Here is a 26,270-nt window from a genome sequence, read left to right on the forward strand (position 1 = left end):
TAAACAACAATTAAATATCGAACAATGAATTGTATTTATACATGGGATTTTACTTCATTTGTTTTAAGATTTTTTAAGTAAGCTATAAATATTTAGAATAAATATGAAAAATACTTTATTTTTAATTTGATTCTGATAAAATTAATAATTTACTGATAGTATCATTGATAGAATTATACAAGAGGAGAAACTATGAAAAAAAATTTACCATTGAAGATATTAATGAATAGTGTCTTATTAATTTTAATTATTGGGTTGATTTTTTATACCATGGATAGTTCTCTTACCACCATTTTTACGCAATTGTTAAAAACAAGCTGGTTGGTTATATTAGCAATCATTCTTTTGGGGTTTATTTACCAGTGGATTGAAGGTCACTCAATCAAAGCTATTGCTAAATATTTTCAACCAAAATTTTCAAAAGTTGATGGCTTCTTTACTTCGTGCCAGATTGCTTTTTATCGTGTTATTTCGTTTGGAACAGCTACCTTTGTATCTGAAGTCTATTTTTATAAAAAACAAGGAATTGCCATATCTAAGGGAATCGGTATTTCAGCAATGCATCTGATTATGTATAAATCTGCCATTATTTTTTGGGCAATAGTTGGGTTCATTTTTAAATTTTCTTCATTGCACCAACAAATGCCAAAAATGATACCATTCCTTATTTTTGGAATAATCATCACCGGATTGATTGTTTTAAGTCTGCTTTTGTTGTCAAGTAGTTTAAATGTACAAATTTTCTTTGTCTATTGGACCAATAAATGGATAAAACATCCGAAATTACGAAGTTGGGTGGACAATTGCAATTTACAAATTTATTCTTTACGTGAAACAGTTCAGACAATAACAAAAAATCGATCTGCTTTTTTACCAATTTTCGGTTGGAATATTATAAAGTTGCTATTTTGGTACATGATTCCCTATGTCTTTTTAGTAATAGATCATCCAAAAATTGATTTCTTTTTAGTCCTTTTTTTAACCAATTTAGCTATTATTCTATCTGGCATTATTCCAACACCTGCTGGCATTGGCTCTTTTGAATTTATTTATTTATTACTATTTACACCGCTTGTTGGTGAAGTGGATGCCATTGCTTCTGTATTAATTTATCGATTTGGAAGTTTCGTTTTTCCATTTTTAATTGGTATGTTTTATACGATAAATCAAAAATACAAAGAACTAAAAATAGATATTTTGAATAATAAAAAAAACAAAGAATATAAACTGAAATAGATAAATTTATTTAGCTTTTTTATTTTTATCCATTGTTTTTGGATAAACTATGCTATAATCATGATGTACTAGGGGAGTCTTTTGACTGAGATATTCTACGGAATGGACCCTTTGAACCTGTGAGTTGAGACTCGCGTAGGGAAGTCGTCTGATGAGAAAATTATTGACACTTCAACTGCTGTGAGTTGGAGTGTTTTTTTCTTTGATGCTTTTTCCCTAAATTTTTTAAGGGAGGAAATGAATGACATTTACAACAGAAGCAAGAGCGAAAGCTGAAACGATTTGGCTTGAGTGTCAGCATCATCCATTTATTAAGAAATTACAAAATGGCAGCTTAGAAATGGATATCTTTCGTTATTATTTAATTCAGGATTATCATTATTTAATTGTTTTTAATGAAATACTTTTACATGCTGCTGAATTAACGAATGAAGCTGCTAACAAAAAATTATTCTTAGACAATGCAGAAGGTTTAAAAAATACAGAAATTGCCTTTAGAAAAAATTTTTTCAAAGAATCAATGATTACAGAAAATGAAGTGAAGCAAGTACCAATAGCACCAGCAACCTATCATTATATTACCCATTTATCATCGTAGTCCATTCAGGTCAACTAAAAAGAGTAGTTGCAGCACTATTACCTTGTTATTGGTTATATAGAGAAATAGGAATAGAACTCAAACAAACAAAAATAGCCAATCCTTTCTATCAGTGTTTTATTGACACTTATACTAGTGAAGAATATAACAAATGTGTCAATCGCCAAATAATAATAACAGATGGATTGGCAGAAAAGGCAACAACTTTGGAATATGAGCAAATGCTAACCGATTTTTTAATTAGTAGTTATGAAGAACGGGCATTTTGGGAAATGGCCTATAAAAAAGAAAGTTGGAAATGAATGATGAATCAATTTAAACAAATAGAAGAAGTAAGAAACTTAGAACCGCTCGTTCACAATATAACAAATATTGTTGTTGCAAATGATTCGGCAAATGGATTACTTGCTGTTGGTGCTTCACCTTTTATGTCAAGTACAATAGCAGAAATGGAAGAAGTTGCAACAATAGCGGATTCAGAAGTGATGAATATGGGTACTTTAAATGATGAACAAATTCAAGCAATGATTGTTGCAAGCCAAACAGCAATGAGCATGAATAAACCGATTGTTTTAGATCCTGTTGGTGTCGGTGCAACGACCTATCGAAAAAAGGCAGCTATTCGTTTATTAAACGCCTTTCAACCAACATTGATTCGCGGGAATGCAGGTGAAATTGCTGCCTTAGCTAATGAAGAATGGCAGGCAAAAGGTGTTTATGCTGGTCAAGGTTCAGTGGATATCGTAACAATGGCAATAAAAGTAGCGAAAACCTATAAAAGCTTTGTAGCTGTTAGTGGAAAAACTGATGTTGTTACAGATGGAACAACAACCTATTTGATTCATAATGGAACGGATTATTTTACTAAGATGACAGGCGCAGGCTGTTTACTCTCTTGTCTATGCGGGGCATACCTTGCAAAAAGGGTACAACCAAATATAGAAGATGTTGTAACTGCTTGTACAATGTACGCTGTAGCAGGTGAGCTAACTCAAACAAAATTATCTGCTCCCTCTGTCGGATCATTCAGAACATTGCTGTTAGATCAGTTGTCTATTATTGATAGTCAGGTTGTTCAAAAGCATGCTAGAATTGAGGAAATAAAATGAAAGGGAAACTTATTGCACAAGCCTTAACGATTGCTGGGTTTGATGGTGGTGGTGGAGCTGGGATGCAAGCAGATTTGAAAGTATTTCAAGAACGTCAGGTCTTTGGTACTTCTGTTTTAACAGCATTGCCTATTCAAAACACAAAGGGTGTTAGTAATATCTTTCCGATTCCCTTGCAAGCAATAGAAGAACAATTAGCAAGCATTCAAGATGATTTTATAATTTCTGCTGTTAAAACAGGAATGTTATTCACAACAGAAATCGTTCAGTTGGTAGCTGATGTGATAAAAAAAGCAAACATGGGACCATTGGTTGTTGATCCAGTGATGGTTGCTAAAAGTGGTCAACCGTTATTAAAAGAAAGTGCAATACAAGCACTAATTCAGGAATTATTGCCATCCGCATTTATTATCACACCCAACATACCAGAAGCTGAAATCATCACAAAAAAACAAATTAAAACAAAAGATGAAATGATTGAAGCTGGAAAAAGAATTCAAGCGTTAGGAGTACCAAATGTTATTATTAAAGGTGGCCATCATAATAGCGAACGAACTGTTTCTTCAGATCTCGTTTTATTTGCTGATAGAGAAATTCAATGGTTAACAACACCAAGAATTTCTACAAAAAATACGCATGGCACTGGTTGTACCTTCTCGGCTTGTATTACATCAGAATTGGCAAAAAGGCAAGAATTATCAAAAGCCATTCAAACTTCTAAAGCTTTTATCCAAGCGGCAATTGAAGATGGTATTATTGTGGGAAGCGGACATGGGCCAACAAATCATTGGGCATATAGAAATGTAGAGAAGAGGTAAGAAGAGATGCTTACTAGTCAACAATTAAAAAAAGCCTTACAAATTTATTTTATTGCTGGTACTCAAGATACCAATGGTTCTTCTTTACAATTATTAAATGTTCTTGATAAAGCTTTAACAGCTGGCATCACTTGTTTTCAGTATCGAGAAAAAGGAGCCAATAGTTTAAAAAAAAGCCTAGAAAGAAAAAGGATGGCACGTGCTTGTCAAAGATTATGTCGAAAACATCAGGTTCCCTTTATTATTAATGATGATATTGAACTAGCTTTGGAAATTGATGCAGACGGCATTCATGTTGGGCAAAATGATGAAGCGATTAGTAAAGTTATTCAAAAAAATCCAAATAAAATTATCGGATTGTCTTGCCACAATGTGACTGAAATTACATATGCAAATACATTCAAAGAAATTTCCTATTATGGAATTGGACCAATTTTTCCGACATCGTCTAAATTAGATGCCGATAAACCATTAGGGTTGGATCAACTTAAAACAATGGTAGCAGTTGCGAAAAAACCAACTGTGGCTATTGGTGGCATTTCTATTAAAAATGCTGTAGATATATGGCAAAGCAATGCAGACGGTTTAGCGATTATTTCAGCAATCACGCAAGCAGAAAATCTAGAAGAAACAATTGAACTACTTAAGTTTAACTAAGTATAGAGGTATAGTAAAACTGCCAGTCAACCTTTATAGGTGCCTGGTAGTTTTTTACTCTATTTTTATAATAAATTACAGTTATTAAAAAATAACAAATAATTTGTTTCACTTTAATTGTTAATTTTTAAATTTTGATTTATACTTGTAGTAAGAAACGTTATGTAATCGTTTTCAATTTATAAAAAAGTAAATGAAAGTTATAATTTTTACGATAAATGAAACAAACAGTAAGTAAAATTATCAAAATAACTAAATGATTTCATTTACCTAATTGACAAATAAAATTAGAAAATTTATAATAAATAACAAGGAGTGAGACATGATATTGATTAAGGGTGTTATGGAAATGGGTTATTCTTTGATTATCTGCATTTTATGTAAGAAAATAAGTGAATGTAATTATATTAAAATGAGAAGGCTTTCTTTCTAAAAAAATTGATGATTGCTTTACTGCGTATAAAACACTAACAATCCTCAATTCTTACCTATTTAAACAGACTTAAAAATAGAAGGTTTAAATAAATCAATAAATTAATCTCTATTTAGTTAATGAACAAAAATATTCATAGAAAAATGAATATAATAAGAAGATTTAACAGAGTTCATTCTACTGAGCTTCAAATTTTTTACATAGCTAATTACTAGTTTTTATAATAGAGGGAGGAAAATAAAATGAAATTAGTCAAATCACCAACCACAACAAATATTAATATGGAAAGATTGTTTCCAAATCTTTCGAAATTTATTTTTAATCAAAAGTCAATCAAGTATTATAAACTATATACCTTGGATCGTACGCAAATTATTTTAGCAGATATCCATGACAAGGTTGTTGTTATTATGATTAACAACAAGAAAAAAATTACAGAAGCAGAAATTGATTTAATTATTCAACAACTCATTAAAACAGAAAAAAGCAATGTAGAGATCAATCGAGATTTTAAGAAAGAATTAATTGAAAGGGGAGCTAATTTTACAGAACCGCTTAAAGACGTTATTTTATTAAAAAAAATATGGGTAGGTAGAGACAAGGAAAGCATCATGTTACCATTTGTCATTTAGTAGTATTGAAAATAAAAATAAATTTATAGATATTTTATAGGTATATAGGAAGAAACTTCTTTATTGACATATGAATATATTTTCATGTATAATAACATATGAATAAATGATCAGATGTTCATATAAAAATTGGAGGCTAATCTAACGATGCGAAAAATATATAGATTAGAAGGTTTAGATTGTGCAAATTGTGCAATGAAAATTGAAAATGCTATTCAAAAAGTACAAGGAATCAATCATGCTTCAGTCGATTTTCTGTCCACGAAACTTACTATAGAGACTGAAAATATGCAGGCATCACAAATAGAAGCAGATACAAAAAAAGTAATTCAACGAATAGAGCCAACTGTAAAATTGATTCCTTTTAGTAAATAGAAGATACAACTAAGAAAAACCATACTTTTAGTCCATTCATTCGTATTATACTTACAGCAATTTTTTTTCATTATCTTATCTTATTCTCCTTTTGTTCTAAATAAAGAAATTAATTTTTTATGTTATTTCACTCTCTATTTATTCATTGGTAGTAATGTAATAAAAAAAGCAGTTATCAATTGTTTTCATGGTGAAATTTTTGATGAAAATTTTTTAATGCTTGTGGCAACGTTTGGCGCTTTTTTTATTAAGGAATACCCGGAAGCCATTGCCGTAATGCTTTTTTATCAGATAGGCGAATGGGTTCAACAACTAGCTGTTAATCATTCAAAAGAATCAATTGAATCATTAATGAATTTAAGACCAGATAAAGCAAATTTGATAGCAAAAAATGATATTCGAGTGGTTTCACCAGAAACGATTAAAATAAAGGATAAAATCCTTGTTAAACCAGGAGAAAAGGTACCATTAGATGGAAAAGTTATTTCAGGTGAAGGATTAGTGGATACTTCTGCATTGACAGGTGAATCTGTTCCTAGGACGCTGAAACCAGGTGCAGAAATTTTAAGTGGTTTTATTAATAAAAATAGTGCCCTAACCATCGAAGTAACAAAAGGATTCAACGATTCAACTGCTAGTAAATTGTTAGAATTAATGGAAGAAGCTAGTGATAAAAAGGCTAATACAGAAAATTTTATTACTAAATTTGCTCATTATTATACGCCGATTGTCGTTTTTTCTGCAGTATTACTTGCAGTCGTTCCACCTATTTTATTAACAAATGCCAATTTTTATGTATGGCTTTCTAGAGCTTTAACATTTCTAGTTATTTCATGTCCATGCGCATTGGTTATTTCAGTTCCGTTGAGTTTTTTTGGTGGAATTGGCGGCGCTAGTAAACTTGGTATTCTAATCAAGGGAAGTAATTATTTAGAAATATTGGCAAAGACAGATACAATTGTATTCGATAAAACAGGGACGCTAACAGAGGGAGTCTTTGAAGTTCAAAAAATTGAAAGTACTTGTTTACCAAAAGAGGAATTATTAAGATTGGCAGTGATTGCAGAACAAAATTCCATTCATCCTATTGCTTTATCTCTTAAGAAAAGTTACCCTAATAAAGTACCAACTGCAAGCGAAATAGAAGAATTATCAGGATATGGCATTAAAGCAAAAATAGAAGGAAAACTGATTTATATTGGGAATGAACAACTTATGAAACAACAAAAAATTGCCTTACCAACTATTAGTGAATTAAGAACCGTACTATTTATGGCAATTGATGGGCAGTATGCTGGTTATTTTGTTATTTCAGATCGATTGAAAAAAAATGTAAAAGAAACGATCCAATCACTTCGCACTTTAGGTATTCAAAATATAATGATGTTAACTGGAGATAATCAAAAAATTGCACAGAAAACTGCTCAAACGTTACAACTTGATAAAGTATATGCAGAATTGCTTCCTAAAGATAAAGTTGATTGCATAGAACAATTCATGAAAAAGAAACCAGCAGAAAAAAAGGTGGCTTTTGTTGGCGATGGTATGAATGATGCACCTGTTTTAGCACGTGCCGATATAGGCATTGCGATGGGTGGATTAGGCAGTGATGCAGCAATAGAAGCTGCTGATATGGTTATTATGAATGATGAACCGGGTAAAATAATTCCTGCGATTCAGCTAGCTCGTAGAACTTTAAAAATAGCAAAACAAAATATTGCGTTTGCTATTGGTATTAAGCTCTTAGTGCTTCTATTAAGCACTATTGGTTTAACTTCAATGAGTACTGCAATTTTTGCTGATGTTGGGGTAACGATTTTAGCTGTATTGAATGCAATGTGATGCTTACAAATAAATAAACTAGTAAGAAATGAAGATAAATAACCCTTAAATGGGTGATTTTATAACACAAGTTAGATGAATTTAAATCGATTAAAAGACAAAGAATAAAATTCTTTGTCTTTTAATTGATTTAATGTTCTAATAGATAGTTTCAATGACTAAATTAATCTTCTATTTATAATCTTTAACTCTTATTCATCTATTTTTTAGTACTATGAAGTTAATGTTTTGTTTTTATTACTTTGAATAAATGCAGCCAAAAAGAAAAGGAAGCTTTCAATTTTTTACTAGGTAGCATATAATGAAGAAGAATCTTATCTGCAGTTTTGATATGACTTGTTTCATATCAAGATATTTTTGATTAAATAGTTAAAAAGTAGGAGGTATTTGGTATGGCAACAAAGGAGAAGAACAGATACAAAGCTTTGATTGCTGATAATACATACACAATTATTGGAAAAGAAACGAAGCAACACATGGATTGTGTAATAAAGTTAGTCAATGAACAATTAATTGAAATCAAGCATATGTCTTCACAAATAAATGATGAACAAGCATCGATCTTATTAGCAATTAATGCTGTTTCTGATCAATTAAAAAAACAAGAAAAAATTATAGAATTAGAACAACAGATCGTTGAATTGAAGCAACGAACAATTAAATTTGCTGAAATGGAAAATCGAATTAAACGCATGGAAGCCATTGAAGATGAGGCAAGAGAGATGCTTAAGAAAAATGGACAAGAAGACATTGAAATACATAATTATGTAGAAGCACAACAAATTCTTAATGAAAATCGTAAAAAACAAATACAAAATAAAACCATAACTGAATCCTAAATAGAAGAATCAAAGAAAGGATTAATAAAGCATGTTCACACTTTTTATTCTATTAATATTGATTGTAAGCTTTTATACTGGACGTAAGCGTGGCCTGCTTTTGCAAATTCTATATACCGTTGGTTACTTGGTTTCATTTTTGATAGCTAGAACGTATTATAAAGAACTTGCAAATAAACTAGAACTTTATATTCCTTATCCATCAATTACACCAAATACGCAACTGGTTTTTTATAATCAAAAAATGTCTTTTGGATTAGATAAAGCATTTTATGCAGCTGTCGCATTTTTAATTTTATTTTTTCTTGGTCGATTGGTTCTAAGATTTTTGGCAGTCTTCCTTCATGCTTTTACTTCTTTGCCTGTTTTACATGGTTTGAATGGTTTATTAGGTGGATTGGTAAATTGTGTTGTTGTTTATCTGATTTTATGCCTTGTTTTAACAACTTTATCATTTCTTCCCATTAATTTTATTCAGCATCTGTTTGAAAATAGTGGACTTGCTCGTATAATGGTAGAACAGACACCTATCTTTTCTAAACAGATCTTTCATTTATGGATGTGAGCATAGGAGAATAAATTGATTTTGCTATTGATAAAATCTTTAATTTTTACGTATCTTTTTAGTAATGACTTCTTATAACCTTTGTCAATTAAAAAAGTTAATTTATTAGTAAGATAAGCTTTTGAAAGTAGGTGAATGAATGAATACTCGTATTTTATCTATATTAGAATTTGAAGCAATTAAACAACAATTATCAACCTATGTAATTACAGAACAAGGAATGAACAAGGTAGAAAAATTATTGCCAAGTAGTAATAAAGAACAAATCCAGCTTTGGTTAAACGAGACAAAAGACGGATTAAAGATCCAACAACTATGTAATGGTATTCCGATTCCTAAGTTGGTAGATATCCACTCTCATATGAAAAGACTGCAAATTGGTGCTAATCTAAATGGTTTAGAGTTAAGCCAGATCGGTCGTATTTTAACGACGACATCAGAAGTTTATCATTTTTTTGATGAGTTAAGAGAAAATGAGATTGAGTTTTACAACTTATACACTTGGATTGATCAATTGGTTATCTTATCTTCACTAACAAGACAAATTAAAGTGGCAATTACTGAAGATGGTGCAGTAACCGATGAAGCTTCACCAGAATTAAAAAATATCCGTCAAATGATTCATAAAAATGAACGAGCGGTTCGAGAAAAGCTGGAAGAATTAATTCGTGGAAAAAATGCACGTTACTTAAGTGATTCAATTATTACAATGCGAAATGAACGTTATGTCATTCCAGTAAAACAGGAGCATAAAAATACTTTTGGTGGTGTCGTTCATGATCAGAGTGCATCTGGTCAGACATTATTCATTGAACCAAAACAAATCGTAGAATTAAATAATCATTTAAGGCAATTGCAAATTGCGGAAAGAACAGAAATCAATCGTATTTTAGCAGAACTTTCTGCTGAATTGGCTCCTTATTATAAAGAAATCTTACGAAACGCTGAAATTATTGGAACCCTTGATTTTATTAATGCTAAGGCAGATTTTGGGAAAAATTTAAAAGCAATTGTTCCTAAGATTAATGAAAAAAATCATATATTTTTAAAACAAGCACGTCATCCACTTTTGGATCATGACAAAGCCGTATCTAATGATATTACAATCGGTGAAGATTACCAAACAATAGTAATTACCGGCCCTAATACAGGTGGGAAAACGATTACACTTAAAACAATTGGCCTACTACAATTAATGGGACAATCAGGATTACCTATACCGGTAAATGATAACAGCCAAATAGGTATCTTTAAGGAAATCTTTGCAGATATTGGTGATGAACAATCCATTGAACAAAATTTAAGTACCTTTTCTTCTCATATGACAAATATTGTTTCAATTATAGAAAAAGTGGATAAAAATAGTTTAGTTTTACTTGATGAATTGGGAGCGGGGACTGATCCACAAGAGGGAGCAGCGCTAGCCATCTCAATTTTGGATGCGTTAAATACCAAACAGGCATATACAATAGCTACAACACATTATCCAGAACTTAAAATATACGGTTACAATCGTTCAGGTACGATTAATGCGAGCATGGAATTTAACATTGATACTTTAAGTCCAACTTATCGTTTGTTAATAGGTGTGCCTGGGAGAAGTAATGCTTTTGATATATCAAAGCGCTTAGGATTAAACACCAAGATTATCGATGAAGCTAGACAAATTATGAATGGAGATAGCCAGGAACTAAATGAAATGATTGCCGATTTGGAAAATCGTAGAAAAATGGCTGAGACGGAATATAAGGAAGCACGCTATTTTTTAAATGAGGCAGAGCAATTACAAACTGAATTAAAGGAAGTTTACCGTTATTTACACCAAGAACGAGAAAATGAAATGGAAAAAGCCAATAAACAAGCAAATTCAATAGTAAAAAAAGCGCAAGAAGAAGCAGATGCGATTATTAAAGAAATACGAAAAATGCAACTTAATACAAATCAGCAAACAACAATTAAAGAGCATCAATTAATTGATGCTAAGATAAAGCTATCAAACTTGCAGCAGACAGAAGAACACCTTGAAAAAAATAAAGTTTTAAAAAAAGCAAAAGCAAAAAAACAACTAAATGCTGGTGATGAAGTTATTGTTGAAACCTATGGACAACATGGAACGCTTTTGAAGAAATTAGATAAAGAACATTGGCAAGTTCAATTAGGTATTTTAAAAATGCCAGTTGCTGAGGAAGACCTAACTATAGTTACCGCGGTGAATGAACAAGAACAACGACCAATGCCAACACTTCGTTCGTCTAAAGAGAGCCATGTACCTAGTCAATTAGACGTAAGAGGCAAACGTTATGAAGAAGCTATGGTAGAGGTAGACCAGTATCTAGATTCAGCAATTTTAGCTGGTTATTCACAAGTGACTATTGTACATGGTAAGGGAACAGGTGCTTTAAGAGAGGGAATTACAAATGATTTAAAAAATCATCGTAGTGTTGCTAGTTTTGCTTTTGCGCCTGCAAACCAAGGTGGCAATGGAGCAACAATTGTTAAATTCAAATAATCATTTATTATATTGTATTTCTAATTGTATGTTTATTGTTTTGATAATCGTTGAAATTAAAAGCATAAAATTAGAGAATCGATCATATGAAATGATATAATCATTTTAAATAGGGCTGAGTAGGAGGAAATAATCATGGCAGAAACAATGGCAGTGACAGATCGAGAATTTGAAACAGCAACAAACAGTGGATTGGTTTTAATTGATTTTTGGGCAACTTGGTGTGGTCCTTGCCGGATGCAGGGCCCAATCCTAGATCAACTAGCAGCTGAATATGATGAGAGTGAATTAAAAGTAATGAAGATGGATGTAGATGAAAACACTGAAATACCAGCAACTTTAGGTGTACTAAGTATTCCTACCCTTCTATTAAAAAAAGATGGTGAAATAGTAGAAAAATTAATTGGTGTTCATACAAAGGAACAATTAAAAGCAGTTATTGATCAATATCTATAGAGGTTAAGGAAAGCTGAGCATTGGATTTTTTCAGCAAATTCTGATTAACTTAATTGGACATAAAAATCAAGAAAGAGCAGAATATATCCTGTGGCTTTCTTGATTTTTAATTTTTTAAACTAAAAGATAAAAATAATAACATTTGACAAAAATGTTATAATAAAAGTGTATTTAAAAAAGAGGAGAAGGATATCATGAACGAACGAATTAAAAACAAATTAGCTTTGCTTCCAGATCAACCCGGTTGCTATTTGATGAAAGATAAAACAGGTGAAGTGATTTATGTAGGAAAAGCTAAAATTTTGAAAAATCGTGTTCGTTCTTATTTTAGAGGTAGTCATGATACGAAAACTGAACGATTAGTCAGTGAAATTGATGATTTTGAATATATTGTTACTGAATCAAATATTGAGGCATTACTTTTAGAGATAAATCTAATTCATAAAAATGATCCGAAATATAACATCATGTTAAAAGATGATAAAAGCTATCCTTTTATCAAAATTACCCATGAAAAATATCCTAGATTATTAATTACACGAAAAGTAGCAAAGGATCAAGGGCTTTACTTCGGTCCTTATCCAGATGTAGGAGCGGCCAATGAAACAAAGAAATTACTTGACCGATTATATCCATTAAGAAAATGTAGCTTACATCAAAAACAACCTTGTTTATACTACCACTTAGGGCAATGTCTCTGTCCAAGTGTTTTCCATGTAGATCCGAAAGTTTATACAGATATGGTTGGTGAAATCAAACAATTTTTAAATGGTGGTTATACGAAAATACAACAACAATTAGAAACAAACATGAAAACAGCAGCAGAAGCAATGGAATTTGAAAGAGCAGCAGAATATCGAGACCAAATTAAAGCGATCGAAACCGTGATGACACGTCAAAAAATTACAAATACGGATCTAATCGATCGAGATGTCTTTGGTTATGCGGTTGATAAGGGTTGGATGTGTGTTCAGGTATTTTTTGTTCGTCAAGGAAAACTCATTGAAAGAGACGTTTCGCTATTTCCATTTTATAATGATAAAGAAGATGATTTTTTAACATTTGTTGGTCAATTTTATCAAAAAGATGAGCACTTTATTCCGAAAGAAATTTTGATTCCTGATGCTATTGATAAAAAAAGCATGGAAGTAATGCTGTCTACAAAAATTATTCAACCTCAACGTGGAGAAAAGAAAAAATTGGTTAAATTAGCAACTAAGAATGCTGTTGTTGCCTTAAAAGAAAAATTTAATTTAGTGATGCATAAACAAGAACGAACAACTGGGGCAATTGAAAAACTAGCAGAAGCTATGCATATTTCTCTGCCTCGGCGGATTGAATCTTTCGATAATTCAAATATTATGGGAAGTGATCCGGTATCAGCGATGGTTGTCTTTGTTGATGGTAAACCTAAAAAAGACGAATATCGAAAATATAAAATTAAAACAGTTAAGGGAGCAGATGATTATGCATCAATGCGTGAGGTCATCTATCGACGATATTCCCGCGTGTTAAAAGAAAATTTACCGTTTCCTGATTTAATTATTATGGATGGGGGGAAAGGCCAAATTGATGCCGCGAAAAGTGTATTAGATAATCAACTAGGCATTGATATTCCTATAGCAGGATTGGTCAAGAATGATAAGCATAAAACAAGTGAATTATTGTTTGGTTCGAAATTAGAACCAATTCCTTTAGCTAGGAATTCTCAGGAATTTTTCCTTTTACAACGAATTCAGGATGAAGTCCATCGTTTTGCCATTACGTTTCACCGTCAATTACGAAGTAAAAATAGTTTTGCATCAAAATTAGATCGAATTGAAGGCTTAGGACCTAAGCGTAAAAATTTACTTTTATGCCAATTTAAATCGTTGAAAAATATGATGGCAGCTACAGAGGAAGAATTGCAGCGAGCAGGATTGCCGAAAAATGTAGCGAAAAATGTTTATACTTATTTTCATGAACAAGAAAAAAATAAATAAATGTTATTATGTTAATGTTTGATTGTTCTAATCACTGACGTCTAATTTATTTTTAATTAACGATTATCGATCTAGATAAAATATAAAAAATGCGCTGAAATTTAATCAACATAAATTTCAGCGTATTTTTTATATTTAAGATGTTGAATATTTTTTTAAAAAGTAAAAAATTTCTATTTATAATTCAAAAAAATAATTTAATTATCATACCTAGTTTTGTAAAAATTAAAATGACAAATTAGGATTTTAACATTAGTGAAATAAATAGTAATGATAGTTGTATATTTTGTTATTTCTTTATATTGTTTGTTATGATGAATATATAGTGAGTTGAATAAAAATAGGTAGGTGTGATGTAAAAATGAAAAGAATTTGTTTTGTTATTTTTTCCTTAACAGCAGGATTTCTTCTCTTAGTTGGTTGTGGCAATTCCAATTCAAAAGTTTCAAAAGAAGAGGAAAATAAAGTTACCGTTTGGGCATGGGATGAAACGTTTAATGTTGAAGCAATGAATCAAGCAAAAAAAATGTATAAAAATAAAGATGTCACTATCGATATCGTCACTATGTCACAAGATGATATTGTTCAGAAATTAAATACAACTTTGGCAAGTGGCAATAATGAAGGTTTGCCTAATATTGTGTTAATTGAAGACTATCGAATTCAAGGTTATTTAAATTTCTATCCAGATGCCTTTGCAGATTTAACAGATATAGTGAAGGAAAAAGACTTTGCTGCATACAAGTTTGCTGTAAACAAAGTAGGAAATAAGATTTATGGCGTTCCTTTCGATTCTGGTGTAACAACAAATTTTTATCGAACTGATTTATTAAAAAAAGCTGGGTACAATGAAGAAGATATGAATCATTTGACTTGGGATGATTATTTACAAGTTGCACGTGATATAAAAAAGAAAACAGGAAAAAAGATCACAGAAGTAAATCCTTCCGATCTAGGTAGAATTCGAATCATTATGCAAGAAGCAGGAGAATGGTACACCGCAAAGGATGGAAAAACTGCCACAATAAAAAATAATAAATCTCTTAAGTATGGACTTGAGTTGTTTGCTACCTTATTGAAAGAAGATCTGGTTGAACAAACTTCAGATTGGAATGCCGGTGTCTCAGCCGTACAATCTGGCAAAGTTGCCTCCAGTCCAACAGGTTCAACAATTCAGGGTGCAAAAAAACAATCTGGTAAATGGAAAATCGCACCTATTCCTGCCTTACCAAAAAAAATGCAAAAAGCACAGGCTTCCAATCTAGGAAGTGGTGGCTGGTATGTCATGAAAAATATTCCTGGCGAAAAAAATGCAAAAGATTTTTTGAAAAAGACCTTTGCAACCAATAAAAAATTAATGGAAACGTTGACTAAAAAAATTGGATTGGTTCCTACAATGCTTGGAACAAGCGATCAAGCTATTTATAAAGAACCTTCAAAATTTTATAGTAATCAAAAAGTATTTGAAGATTTTTCCAAATGGACAGCTAAAATTCCAGAAGTGAATTATGGTGAACAAACCTATGCAATTGAATCTGTTGTTGGAGAAGCATTACGCCGAATCGTTGATGGAGAAAATACAGACAAAGTTTTAGCAGATACACAAACACAAATAGAATCACAATTGGCCAATTAGTTAAGAACTATAATTCATTTCAATTTTTACTTGTTTTAGTTAACTTGTTACAAAAAATAAACCATCCATCTACCTATTAATAAACAAAATTAAGAAAAATAGCTAAAAAATTGTGTGTTTTTGAAACAAAAATCACAATAGTTTTAACTAGAGGAGAGGAAAAATGAAGAAACAAAGAGACTTATTCAAAAATGGGACAGCATTTTTAATTCTTCCAGTAATTCTAATTTCAATAATGGTCTTTATTCCAATGATTTTAGCGCTAATTACATCATTCCAAAGCGGGCCGCCCGTTAAGATGACATTTAACGGACTTGGAAACTACCGACGTCTATTGGTCGATACCACCTTTAAAAAAGCTTTTTTTAATACGTTTCTTTATTTAATTGTACAGGTGCCTGTTATGTTATTTTTAGCTTTATTTATTTCAAATTTTTTAAATGATAAAAAATTAAAGTATAAGGGGTTATTTCGAACTGCTATTTTCTTACCATGTATTACTTCTATGGTAAGTTATTCTTTAATTATGAAAAGTTTATTCGCACAATCTGGATTAGTAAATAATTGTTTGCTTGGTATTGGTATTATTGATATGCCGATTAGCTGGTTGACAAATCCTATATGGGCAAAAGTATTAATCATTATTTCTATTACTTGGCGTTGGACGGGATATAATATGATTTTTTTCCTATCGGGCATGCAAAATATTGATGAAGAAATCTATGAAGCAGCAGATATAGATGGCGCAACCAAATGGCAACAGTTTACACGGGTAACGATTCCCAATTTAAAACCAATTATTTTGTTTACCTCGATTACTTCAACCATTGGAACTTTACAGCTGTTCGATGAAGTCCAAAATATTACTGGAGGTGGACCGGCAAATGCAACGAACACTTTATCTCAATATATTTATAATTTAAGTTATAAATTCACACCAAATTTTGGTTACGCAGCGGCTGTATCCTTTGTTATTGTGCTATTTATTGTCATTTTATCAACCATCCAATTAATAGTAGGGAGAGAGACGGAATGAAAAAAAATATGATAAACCAAAGTCGAGATTCAAAAATAACGACCACTCGGTCAACGGCTATTCGGGAAAAATTATCGATGGGTGGTAAGTATCTCTTTCTTAGTTTTATCGCTTTTCTTTCTATTTTCCCTTTTGTATGGATGATTTTAGGAATGACAAACACACCCGTTGACATTACAAGTGGGAAAATTAAGATTGGAAATAATCTAATGATTAATTTTCAGCATCTATTTTCAAATGAATTAAATTTTGTTCAGTCGGTTTGGAATTCAGCGGTGATTGCAATCATTACTACGATTCTTGCTTTACTTATTTCATCAATGGCAGGTTACGGCTTTGAAATTTATCGAAGTAAAAGAAAAGATCGATTGTTTGATCTTCTACTTTTATCGATGATGGTGCCTTTTGCAGCCTTAATGATTCCTTTATATCGAATGTTTTCCAAATTAAATGGAACAATTTTGGGAATAAATAGTCTTTTTGTTGTTATTTTACCCGCAATTAGTACGGCTTTTCTCATTTTCTTTTTCCGACAGAATATTAAATCCTTTCCAAAAGATTTAATCGAAGCTGCCCGTTTAGATGGATTAAAAGAATTAAGTATTTTTTTTCGGGTGTATATGCCAACTGCTAAAAATACGTATGCAGCGGCAGCAATTATCACTTTTATGACAAGTTGGAACAATTATTTATGGCCACTTGTTGCCTTACAGACACCAGATAAACGAACAGTTCCTTTGGTCCTGTCTGCCATGGGAGCCTCTTATACACCTGATTATGGTATGATTATGGTTGGGTTGGTTTTAGCTACGTTACCAACAGCGATTATTTTCTTCGTTTTGCAAAGGCAATTTGTGCAAGGTATGATTGGTTCAGTGAAATAGGTGAATATAATATAAATAATTAACAAAAATAAGAAAATATGGCGATTATGAAATTTTATAAGAAAATTAAAAATAAGGGAAATACTTCCTATGTTTTTTATTTAATTCAGTAGTAATATTAATAATGAAAAACTGATCATATATTTAGTAAAACTATTAGTAAAAAATCTTAATTCATAAAATTGATTCCTTATCTGATAAATTGAATTTAAAAAGTAAGTAGCATTTTTAAATTCAATTTATTTATGAATGGATTGACAATTAGTCAATAATGGAGGAAAAAAACTTGTTACAAGTAAATAATTTGATGAAAACATTTGGAAATTTCATGGCATTAGACGATCTTTCATTTGAGGTTAATGATGGAGAAATTTTAGGTTTAATTGGTCAAAATGGAGCTGGAAAAACGACTACTTTTCGTTTAATTTTAAATTTTTTGGTCCCTAATCAAGGAACAATTCTATGGAATCATCAACCACTTGATGAAAGGGATTATAATTTAATTGGTTATTTGCCGGAAGAAAGGGGCTTATATCCAAAAGTAACAGTAAAAAATCAGTTGCTTTATTTTGCTGCACTACATGGGAAAACCAAGAAAGAAATTGAACTAAAAATTGATGTGTGGATGGAAAAATTCCAAGTAAAAGGCAATAAGACAGATAAAGTTAAATCGCTTTCAAAAGGAAACCAACAAAAAGTTCAATTAATCGCTACTTTGATTCATGAACCTAAATTAGTCATTTTAGATGAACCATTTAGCGGACTAGATCCTATAAATGCAGAAATTTTAATCCAGGGAATTATCGAACTCAAGCAAAAAGGTACTTGTGTTATTTTCTCTAGCCACAATATGGACAATGTTGAAAAGCTTTGTGATCATTTGGTCATGTTAGAAAATGGAAGAACCGTATTAAATGGTAAAATTCATGAAATCCGAGAGAGCTTTGGACGCACTAAAGTTTTTTTGGAATCTCCCCTAACTTTACCGGAAATTTTAGAAATTGATGGTGTCAAAGGAGCCATTCAGCAAGAAAATGGCCGGATAGAAGTCACATTGCATCATCCAAAAGCCGGAGAAGAAATTTTTACCAGGGCGACACAATTTGGTTATATTCCAATGTTTAGTCAACAACCACCAACTTTAGAAGAAATTTTCAAACGTAAAGTAGGTGAAAAAAATGTCTAAATATTGGTTGATTACTTGGGACGTTTATAAGAAAAATACGAAGTCTATTTCTTTTATTATTACGATTTTAATTCCTTTTATTTTAATAGGTATTGTATATGGCATTCAGTCATTTTCTAATCATTTCTCTGAAAAAAATGAGATTGGAATTATTTCAACTCAGTCATCTATTACTCAATATTTACCAAAGATAACTAATAAAAATTATGTTTTTAAAAGAATTTCAAAAGAATCTATTGCTGAAAAAAAATTAAAAGAAAAAGAAATTGATGCCTACCTAACAATAGAAATGCATAAAGAGAAAGTTGTGGGTAAATTATATGCTACTCAATCCTTAGGTAGTATGAAAGAAGCAAAAATCAATCAATATTTGAATCAAATCCAATTTCATTTGAATGCGAATAAACTTGGTTTATCAAATGGGCAGATAGCTAGTTTAAACCAAAAGGCAAATTTCTCTAAGATTAGAGTTAGTTTTGATAAAGATGGAAAAATACAGATGAATCGTGATAATACAGCTGTGCAAACTGGGTTGGTTTATTTAATTAGTATCTTTTTAATTGTTATTATTATTACTTATTCCACTATTATTGCCCAAGAAATTGCTTCTGAAAAAGGGACAAGAATCATGGAAATTATTTTATCTAGTACACGAGCTCAAACACATTTTTATGGAAAATTAACGGGAATTATTTTAATGGTCTTAACACAATTTTTTATTTATATTCTTTGTTTTACTTTAAGTTATCAAAAAATTAAAAATATCATCTTAATCAAAGAATTTATTAGTGGATTATCAATCAATACTTTTATTGGTCCTTTAGTGATTTATACTTTATTTTTTACATTGATTGGGACACTTAGTTATGCTGTTTTAGCTGCTCTTTGTGGCTCATTGGTTTCACGACCTGAAGATACAGCAAAAGCAGTACAACCAGTGGCCTATTTAGGAATGATTGGTTATTTTACTGGAATTATCTTGGGAATGACAAATCCACAAAATATGATTGTCCGAGTAACTTCATATCTCCCATTTTTTTCTTCTTTCACAATGCCTGTTCGTTTGGCAACAGAAACAGCAACAGGCATAGAGGCAGGAGTTTCATGTGCCATTTTGTTTCTATTTACCATATTTTTAACTCTATTTTCTGCCCAACTTTACAAAACCAATGTTTTAGTTTATAACGAAGGAGGGATTTGGAGATCATTAAAACAGTCTATTTTTATTTTAAGTCATGAAAAATAAGAACGATTAAGTTTATAAATTGGAAAGAAAAATTTTTTCAATTTTTCAGTTGCTATCAGTTTTATCTTTAATAGTTCTATAGAGGACAAAATCATAAAAACTGGGGATATTCGATGGATTTCAACGCTAGATAAGAAATAATAAACAAGGTATTTGACGTTGGAAAATAGACAGCTTTACTAGCTCTCATTAAGTAGATAGCATGAAAAATAAATAATAGAGCTGAAAAAATAAGACCTGGAATTATTTTCAGGTCTTATTTTTTAATTATTCTTCCTAGTTAGAAGAATTTAAAATTACAGAACAATGATTGTTTCTTTTTCAATGAAAGAGTAGCAATTAAATTTATACACCAATTCATAAAAATTAGCGGTCATTGATTTGTATGCTTTAAAAATTGTTCATGATATTCTTCTAATAATTCTAAAATTTGACCAGCAATAATATTGTAGTCTTCATTGGGTAAGTTTGCCTGTGAAACACGTAATTCACCCGGGGTGGCTCCAAATCCTACACCGTCTATAAGAACAACACCATTTTTCGCAGCAAGTTTTACTAAAAAATCGACTTGTTCAAAATTTTTCTGAAGATAATCTTTAAAATCTTCTCCATACAAAGTAGCAGCCAATGCATAAAGGTCAATTAATGAATAATATTTTGCATTATCAGAATTTTCATTTGTACTAATTTTTAATTTATGATGCAAATCTTCATAACGCTGATTAACAATTCGTCTAGCGGCTTCAAGATAAGTGTCCTTTTTAGCCTGGACATTTAAATGGGTTAGAGCAAATAAAGCTTCCATAATTTGCTGAGGCGTAGAAAGACCAGAAGTATGATATAAACCAACAGAACGACTATCTGCATCAATTCGATCAATAAATTTCATTTTTGCTGGTTCCAATACATTTGAAGAGTAACGCTTGGTTAATGCTTGTTTATCAGCTGCATTTAATTGACTGATTAAATCATCAAAGACATTTTTTTGATTTAATCCAATCAATCCTAGACGCCAGCCCGTTGCACCAAATAATTTGGAGAAAGAATAAACGAGCAATGTATTATAAGGAACAAAACTATAAACTGATTTAAAATTATTGACAAAAGTACCATAGACATCATCCGTAATAATTAGTAAGTGAGGATTTTTCTTAATCGTTTTTTGAATTTCTGTTAATGCGTTGTCGTCAAAAGCGACAGAACCCGGATTAGATGGATTAACAATCAAAAAAGCTTTCAATTGGGTATCATGTAATTTATCGATTTCTGATGGTAAAACTTCCCAATTATTTTCTTCTGTAGAACGCAAGTCAACTTCAACTAACTCATAATCATTTAATTCTGGAATTTGTAAGTAAGGTGTAAAAATGGGTGTATTAATTGCAATTTTATCTCCCTTTTTTATCAGCTTATTTTCTTTTAATGAATGAAAGATATAAACAATAGCAGCCGTAGCACCTTCAGTTGCAAATAGCTGTGTTTGATCTGCTAGCTTTTCACCACGATAAAGAAAAGATTCTAAATAGGCATTTAAAATTTTTTCTGTGTGCTTTAAAATACGACTAGGCACTGGATAAGTATTTCCGATGACACCATCCACCATTTCTTTGACTAGTTCATCTTTATTAATTCCTAAATTATTCTGTGCATAGTCAAGAATATCTAAGATAAATTGGTCTATTTCATTTCCTTGAGGATCTAGGAAGGTTTCTAAACGCTCACGAATTCCTGATAATTCGGTGTACCCAGCAAGGTCTGTATCATTCATCGTTCGTTTTGATTCGATTACACCAAATTCGATCAGACGTGCAAACGCCAAACGACCTTTAGTGTTGATCCAATTTGGATTGCCACGGCCTGCGTTTAAAAAAATATTACTTTTTTCATTTTTTTGAGCAAGAGATAACATTTGGGTACTAATTTCAAAAGCACCTAACTGTTCTAAGTGCTGTTCGTCTTTCCTATTTAACATAAGCATTCCCTCCTAAATTAATCAATACTTAACTTTCATCTATCAATAACCATTGGATTATTTCCTTCATTATTTCAAAGCTAACATCTTCAATTTTTTCGGTCAAATATAAGGATTTAAATATATATAAATTTTTAAAATAAATGATTTAGTTGAATTAATTTAGATAAAAAACAAGCGAAAAATAATTAACCATGAATATTTCTCATTCTTTTTACATAAATAATTTACTTGAAAAAAAGTATAAAAAAACGTAAAGTATTAATGTATTGGAAAATTATTTCAGGGAGGAAATAACATGTCACCTATTCAATTTGATTATTCTAATTTGGCACCATTTATTGCTGAACATGAATTAGACTATATGCAAGAACAAGTTACAGCAGTAGATAAAGCATTAAGAGAGAAAACTGGCGCAGGTAATGACTTTACTGGTTGGATTGATTTACCTGAAAACTATGATAAAGAAGAATTTGCTCGTATTAAAAAGGCAGCAAAAAAAATTCAATCAGATTCTGAAGTTTTAGTTGTCATTGGAATTGGTGGTTCTTATTTAGGTGCAAGAGCAGCAATTGAATTTTTAAATCATTCATTTAATAATTTATTATCAAAAGAAGAACGAAAAGCACCACAAATCCTCTTTGCAGGAAATAGTATCAGTTCTACTTATTTAGCTGATTTAATTCATGTGATCGGAGATCGTGACTTTTCTGTCAATGTAATTTCAAAATCAGGAACAACCACAGAACCTGCCATTGCTTTCCGGGTATTTAAGGAATTATTAATCAAAAAATATGGAAAGAATGAAGCGAATGAACGTATCTACGCAACGACAGATCGTGCAAAAGGTGCTGTCAAGGTTGAAGCAATTGCTGAAGGTTGGGAAACTTTCATTATCCCAGATGATGTAGGTGGTCGTTTTACTGTATTAACACCAGTTGGCTTATTGCCTATCGCTGTTAGCGGTGCAGATATTGATGCACTAATGAGTGGTGCAAATGATGCACGTAAAGAATATGCTGAAACCAGTGATTTGAAAAAAAATCAAGCATACCAATATGCTGCATTGAGAAATATTCTTTACCGAAAAGGGAAAACAACAGAAATGTTAATTAATTATGAACCTAGTATGCATTATTTCTCTGAATGGTGGAAACAACTTTATGGGGAATCTGAAGGCAAAGATAATAAAGGTATTTTTCCAGCTGCCGCAGATTTCTCAACAGACCTACACTCCATGGGACAATACGTTCAAAATGGCATGCGTATCCTTTTTGAAACGGTGATAAAAGTTGAAAAACCTCGACATGCAATGAATATTCCGGAACAATCCGATGATTTAGATGGTCTTGGCTATTTGCAAGGAAAAGAAATTGATTACGTGAATACAAAAGCTTTTGAAGGAACTTTACTTGCACATACAGATGGTGGCGTGCCAAACATGATTGTTAAAATTCCTACAATGGATGCTTATTCCCTAGGTTATGTAATGTACTTCTTTGAAATTGCTGTTGGTATTTCTGGATATTTGAATGGAATTAACCCATTTGATCAACCTGGTGTTGAAGCCTATAAAAAAAATATGTTTGCACTTCTTGGAAAACCGGGCTATGAAGCTTTGGCTAAAGAATTAAATGAACGTCTATAATTAAGAAATTTTAACTGTATTTTTATGCAAAGAGACAGAACTATTTTATAAAAAAATAACTTTATAAAAACATTCTATTTAAAAAATAGAATGTTTTTTATTTTTCTAAATGAATTCAATGGTAAAAATCTGGAAAAATATTGGAATTTTTATCAGAATCTTTAAGATATAATAAATAAGCAATGAACTTGTAGTCTGATCATTTATTTTCATTGTGAAGTTTACTAAAATTTTAGAGGGAGAGATTCAAATGGCAGAAATTGTTCAACTAAAAGAAAACGGAAAGCTTCAATATGTAAAAACACACGTCAAGGGAATAGATGGAATTGATGGAGAGTTGGTAAGAGCTAAGGGTGATGAAACAATTTCAGGTGTTAAGAATTTTATAGATGGTCTGCAAGAAAAAGGCAAGCCTGTTCTAACAAATTTTAAAGCATTATTTGATGAAGGACAAAGACTAACCGATAAACTACATCTGGCAAGAGTCGTATTTGGACCTATAATAGGCTATTCACAAACGAATCAGGAAAATGATATACCTTTCACGTTTAATGCAGGTAGATATGAAGGAACTATTACTAGAGACTGCAAGTTACATTTTAATTTTAATTGTAAGGTTCAAGGAGGAGACTCAGATAATCAATACACAGACTATGCTTATTTTAACTTAGATACAGGTAAGGAAACAGCAACAACTTCTGGTAGAATGATTGGTGGTTTGGGTGCACCTGCTGATAAAAAAATAATTTTACAAAATTTAATTCCCTTACAAGGTACGGCAAGCTTTAAAAAAGATGATAAATTCTCTATTACTTTAGGTAGTAGGGAAGGTAAAAAGTTATTTTCCTTACAATTAATGCAAGGTTATATCGAAGAAGTTTACTAAAAATCAATAAATAATGTAAATTAAAGTTATAGAAGCATGTATTATCAAGAATAAGAATTGAACAGAAAGAAAAATCAATCTGTTTGATGCTTATTCTTTATAAAATTACTTAATTGCTAGATAGTTTAAAAATATTGTTACTCAAAAAGATACTTTTCAATAATCAATTCATAAATCATAAACCTGAAGTATCAGTTAATTAAATAGTCAAAAAAATTTTACATAAATATTTTTATAGATTTTTTCACCTTATTAAGAGAAAAGATTTGTAATACATACATATACAAAATAATAGAATAATTACAGATTCCTCATTGGCATTTTCAATATAGGTTTTATTATTAAATCGTAAACCAAGAGAACAAACAATAAGGCAGATTATTTACTTTTATGCTTCGATAAACGGGTAATTTCAGTAGATTTAGCGATTGAATTAGATTTTTTCTGTTTTTTTACTGGTTTAGACTTATCAGCAGTTAATGTCAGATATATAATTAAACTAATCATAATAACAGTAAGAATAATTAAAAAGATAAATGTATTAAATGATATAAACATATAAAATTCCCCATTTTTAATTGTTGTTTTTTAGTATACCAAATAGTTAAAGAGGCATCGGCTTTTTTCAATCATATCATGAATTTTTATTTATAGCATGGAGACTTTATTAAAAGATAGCTTAACTCTAGAAATAAATAAAAATTTTTAATTAAAATTAATAGTTTTACTATTAAAATCATTTTATATAAAATGATAAATTTAGAAATGTAAAAAGTAAGAGAATAGAATAAAGATAAAATAATCAAATTAGTTATATAGTATTTGTATTTTTAATCAATTATTGATAAAATGTTTTTTATGTTAACTATTATGTTTTTAATTATCAACAGAAATAGCATAATTAACAAGTTTATTGGAGATAGTATTATCTATTAATAAAATAAACTGTTTGATGTTTTTTAATAATAATTGAGGAAGCTATAAAATTTAATTTTTTCTTACAATGATATATTAGAATATAATAATTTGTCTGTATTGTTTGAAAATTAGGTATAATCATTATTGAAACTAAGAATTTTATGGTAAACTATAAACAGCAAGCATTGGGGGAATGAAATTGAGAATGAAAGAATTTACAAAAACAATTATCTTTTTTATTGGGTTAGTACTTGTTTTATTTTTATTGCGTCAATTTGTATTTACTCCTGTCGTAGTTAGAGGACATTCTATGGATCCGACTTTGGAAGATGGCGAACGGATCATTGCTTTAAAAAATACGACAATTCATCGTTTTGATATTGTTACATTCCCAGCACCTGATGAGAAAGATAGAAGTTATATTAAACGAGTTATTGGATTACCTGGTGAAACAGTTGCCTTTAAAAATGATAATTTGTACATTAATGGAAAAGAAGTTAATGAGCTGTATTTAGATAAATTTAAGGGTGAATTAACTGATGGCCAACCTTTAACTTCTGATTTTACGCTTAATGATATAGGAGCATCTAAAGTGCCTGCAAATAGTTATTTCGTAATGGGAGACAATCGAAGAAATTCAAAAGATAGCCGGATTATTGGATTTATAAAGAAAGATACCATTTCTGGTGATGTAAAATTTGTATTCTGGCCATTTAGTCGTTTTGGTTTAATTCCTAAAGATGGCGTTCGACCTTAATAGAAATATAAAGGAGCAATCAGCTTTTAAAATAGGCTGATTGCTTTTTT

General features: G+C 30.7%; 21 protein-coding genes, 2 pseudogenes and 1 riboswitch. Of the genes and pseudogenes, 21 read left to right on the plus strand and 2 right to left on the minus strand.

From position 1 onward, the window contains the following. Positions 1–192: 192 nt before the first annotated feature. The 18 genes and pseudogenes from MPTP_RS04355 (at position 193) to MPTP_RS04435 (ending at position 20,039) form a co-directional block, all read left to right on the plus strand. Positions 193–1,236 (plus strand): lysylphosphatidylglycerol synthase transmembrane domain-containing protein, encoded by a 1,044-nt coding sequence (locus MPTP_RS04355; RefSeq protein WP_013773873.1) that lies wholly within the window; start codon positions 193–195, stop codon positions 1,234–1,236. Between the two features lie 60 nt (positions 1,237–1,296). Next, a riboswitch (TPP riboswitch) is annotated at positions 1,297–1,395 on the plus strand. Between the two features lie 82 nt (positions 1,396–1,477). Next, entirely contained in the window at positions 1,478–1,834 is a 357-nt protein-coding gene (locus MPTP_RS10220; protein WP_013773874.1) for a thiaminase II/PqqC family protein, read from the plus strand. Further along, entirely contained in the window at positions 1,828–2,136 is a 309-nt protein-coding gene (locus MPTP_RS10225; RefSeq protein WP_268746630.1) for a thiaminase II/PqqC family protein, read from the plus strand. Before MPTP_RS10220 ends, MPTP_RS10225 begins: the two co-directional genes overlap by 7 nt. 3 nt (positions 2,137–2,139) lie before the next feature. Then, positions 2,140–2,943, plus strand: a complete 804-nt coding sequence (gene thiM / locus MPTP_RS04365) for a hydroxyethylthiazole kinase (RefSeq protein WP_231849622.1) — start codon at positions 2,140–2,142, stop codon at positions 2,941–2,943. Then, positions 2,940–3,761: a bifunctional hydroxymethylpyrimidine kinase/phosphomethylpyrimidine kinase gene (gene thiD / locus MPTP_RS04370; protein WP_013773877.1), complete on the plus strand. Its 822-nt coding sequence runs from the start codon at positions 2,940–2,942 to the stop codon at positions 3,759–3,761. Before thiM ends, thiD begins: the two co-directional genes overlap by 4 nt. Before the next feature lie 6 nt (positions 3,762–3,767). Beyond that, on the plus strand, positions 3,768–4,418 hold the full coding sequence (gene thiE, locus MPTP_RS04375) for a thiamine phosphate synthase (RefSeq protein WP_013773878.1): 651 nt from the start codon (positions 3,768–3,770) through the stop codon (positions 4,416–4,418). Positions 4,419–5,093: 675 nt separating this feature from the next. Beyond that, positions 5,094–5,483: a DUF1827 family protein gene (locus MPTP_RS04380; RefSeq protein WP_013773879.1), complete on the plus strand. Its 390-nt coding sequence runs from the start codon at positions 5,094–5,096 to the stop codon at positions 5,481–5,483. Positions 5,484–5,630: 147 nt separating this feature from the next. After that, a pseudogene (locus tag MPTP_RS04385) lies at positions 5,631–7,700 on the plus strand (heavy metal translocating P-type ATPase). A gap of 392 nt (positions 7,701–8,092) precedes the next feature. Then, on the plus strand, positions 8,093–8,539 hold the full coding sequence (locus MPTP_RS04390) for a cell division protein ZapA (protein ID WP_013773882.1): 447 nt from the start codon (positions 8,093–8,095) through the stop codon (positions 8,537–8,539). A 31-nt stretch (positions 8,540–8,570) separates the two neighbouring features. Then, entirely contained in the window at positions 8,571–9,104 is a 534-nt protein-coding gene (locus tag MPTP_RS04395; protein WP_013773883.1) for a CvpA family protein, read from the plus strand. A gap of 139 nt (positions 9,105–9,243) precedes the next feature. Continuing rightward, positions 9,244–11,613, plus strand: coding sequence for an endonuclease MutS2 (locus tag MPTP_RS04400; RefSeq protein WP_013773884.1), 2,370 nt, complete (start codon positions 9,244–9,246; stop codon positions 11,611–11,613). Between the two features lie 135 nt (positions 11,614–11,748). Further along, a complete protein-coding gene (gene trxA / locus MPTP_RS04405; protein ID WP_013773885.1) occupies positions 11,749–12,069 on the plus strand; it encodes a thioredoxin in 321 nt (106 codons plus the stop codon). 194 nt (positions 12,070–12,263) lie between these two features. After that, positions 12,264–14,051, plus strand: coding sequence for an excinuclease ABC subunit UvrC (uvrC, locus tag MPTP_RS04410; protein WP_013773886.1), 1,788 nt, complete (start codon positions 12,264–12,266; stop codon positions 14,049–14,051). Positions 14,052–14,412: 361 nt separating this feature from the next. Further along, complete coding sequence (locus tag MPTP_RS04415; RefSeq protein ID WP_013773887.1) at positions 14,413–15,687, plus strand: ABC transporter substrate-binding protein; 1,275 nt, start codon at positions 14,413–14,415, stop codon at positions 15,685–15,687. A gap of 163 nt (positions 15,688–15,850) precedes the next feature. Beyond that, on the plus strand, positions 15,851–16,723 hold the full coding sequence (locus MPTP_RS04420) for a carbohydrate ABC transporter permease (protein WP_013773888.1): 873 nt from the start codon (positions 15,851–15,853) through the stop codon (positions 16,721–16,723). 98 nt (positions 16,724–16,821) lie between these two features. Then, positions 16,822–17,607 (plus strand): annotated as a pseudogene (locus MPTP_RS04425) (carbohydrate ABC transporter permease); the annotation flags it as partial. 286 nt (positions 17,608–17,893) lie between these two features. After that, a complete protein-coding gene (locus MPTP_RS04430; protein WP_013773890.1) occupies positions 17,894–18,793 on the plus strand; it encodes an ABC transporter ATP-binding protein in 900 nt (299 codons plus the stop codon). After that, entirely contained in the window at positions 18,786–20,039 is a 1,254-nt protein-coding gene (locus tag MPTP_RS04435; RefSeq protein WP_013773891.1) for an ABC transporter permease, read from the plus strand. The genes MPTP_RS04430 and MPTP_RS04435 overlap by 8 nt, the downstream gene beginning before the upstream one ends. A 373-nt stretch (positions 20,040–20,412) precedes the next feature. On the opposite strand, the gene MPTP_RS04440 is transcribed toward MPTP_RS04435, so the two are convergent. Continuing rightward, complete coding sequence (locus tag MPTP_RS04440) at positions 20,413–22,011, minus strand: bifunctional aspartate transaminase/aspartate 4-decarboxylase (RefSeq protein ID WP_013773892.1); 1,599 nt, start codon at positions 22,009–22,011, stop codon at positions 20,413–20,415. A 298-nt stretch (positions 22,012–22,309) separates the two neighbouring features. On the opposite strand from MPTP_RS04440, the gene MPTP_RS04445 reads away from it, so the two are divergent. Beyond that, a complete protein-coding gene (locus MPTP_RS04445; RefSeq protein ID WP_013773893.1) occupies positions 22,310–23,659 on the plus strand; it encodes a glucose-6-phosphate isomerase in 1,350 nt (449 codons plus the stop codon). 250 nt (positions 23,660–23,909) lie between these two features. Then, positions 23,910–24,545 (plus strand): hypothetical protein, encoded by a 636-nt coding sequence (locus tag MPTP_RS04450; protein WP_013773894.1) that lies wholly within the window; start codon positions 23,910–23,912, stop codon positions 24,543–24,545. Positions 24,546–24,923: 378 nt separating this feature from the next. Here MPTP_RS04450 and MPTP_RS04455 read toward each other — a convergent pair whose 3' ends face one another. After that, positions 24,924–25,103, minus strand: coding sequence for a hypothetical protein (locus MPTP_RS04455; protein ID WP_041363476.1), 180 nt, complete (start codon positions 25,101–25,103; stop codon positions 24,924–24,926). A gap of 553 nt (positions 25,104–25,656) precedes the next feature. Here MPTP_RS04455 and lepB point away from each other — a divergent pair. Next, positions 25,657–26,220 (plus strand): signal peptidase I, encoded by a 564-nt coding sequence (gene lepB, locus MPTP_RS04460; protein WP_080580430.1) that lies wholly within the window; start codon positions 25,657–25,659, stop codon positions 26,218–26,220. Positions 26,221–26,270 lie beyond the last annotated feature (50 nt).

Source organism: Melissococcus plutonius ATCC 35311 (assembly GCF_000270185.1).
GTDB lineage: Bacteria > Bacillota > Bacilli > Lactobacillales > Enterococcaceae > Melissococcus > Melissococcus plutonius.

Coding starts and splice junctions, on each gene's coding strand:
- trxA (WP_013773885.1), top strand. CDS start 11,749: ATGGCAGAAACAATGGCAGTGACAGATCGAGAATTTGAAACAGCAACA.
- MPTP_RS10220 (WP_013773874.1), top strand. CDS start 1,478: ATGACATTTACAACAGAAGCAAGAGCGAAAGCTGAAACGATTTGGCTT.
- MPTP_RS04455 (WP_041363476.1), bottom strand. CDS start 25,103: ATGTTTATATCATTTAATACATTTATCTTTTTAATTATTCTTACTGTT.
- MPTP_RS04450 (WP_013773894.1), top strand. CDS start 23,910: ATGGCAGAAATTGTTCAACTAAAAGAAAACGGAAAGCTTCAATATGTA.
- thiM (WP_231849622.1), top strand. CDS start 2,140: ATGAATCAATTTAAACAAATAGAAGAAGTAAGAAACTTAGAACCGCTC.
- MPTP_RS04395 (WP_013773883.1), top strand. CDS start 8,571: ATGTTCACACTTTTTATTCTATTAATATTGATTGTAAGCTTTTATACT.
- lepB (WP_080580430.1), top strand. CDS start 25,657: ATGAAATTGAGAATGAAAGAATTTACAAAAACAATTATCTTTTTTATT.
- uvrC (WP_013773886.1), top strand. CDS start 12,264: ATGAACGAACGAATTAAAAACAAATTAGCTTTGCTTCCAGATCAACCC.
- MPTP_RS04390 (WP_013773882.1), top strand. CDS start 8,093: ATGGCAACAAAGGAGAAGAACAGATACAAAGCTTTGATTGCTGATAAT.
- MPTP_RS04400 (WP_013773884.1), top strand. CDS start 9,244: ATGAATACTCGTATTTTATCTATATTAGAATTTGAAGCAATTAAACAA.
- thiD (WP_013773877.1), top strand. CDS start 2,940: ATGAAAGGGAAACTTATTGCACAAGCCTTAACGATTGCTGGGTTTGAT.
- MPTP_RS04435 (WP_013773891.1), top strand. CDS start 18,786: ATGTCTAAATATTGGTTGATTACTTGGGACGTTTATAAGAAAAATACG.
- MPTP_RS04380 (WP_013773879.1), top strand. CDS start 5,094: ATGAAATTAGTCAAATCACCAACCACAACAAATATTAATATGGAAAGA.
- MPTP_RS04420 (WP_013773888.1), top strand. CDS start 15,851: ATGAAGAAACAAAGAGACTTATTCAAAAATGGGACAGCATTTTTAATT.
- MPTP_RS04445 (WP_013773893.1), top strand. CDS start 22,310: ATGTCACCTATTCAATTTGATTATTCTAATTTGGCACCATTTATTGCT.
- MPTP_RS04440 (WP_013773892.1), bottom strand. CDS start 22,011: ATGTTAAATAGGAAAGACGAACAGCACTTAGAACAGTTAGGTGCTTTT.
- MPTP_RS04355 (WP_013773873.1), top strand. CDS start 193: ATGAAAAAAAATTTACCATTGAAGATATTAATGAATAGTGTCTTATTA.
- thiE (WP_013773878.1), top strand. CDS start 3,768: ATGCTTACTAGTCAACAATTAAAAAAAGCCTTACAAATTTATTTTATT.
- MPTP_RS04415 (WP_013773887.1), top strand. CDS start 14,413: ATGAAAAGAATTTGTTTTGTTATTTTTTCCTTAACAGCAGGATTTCTT.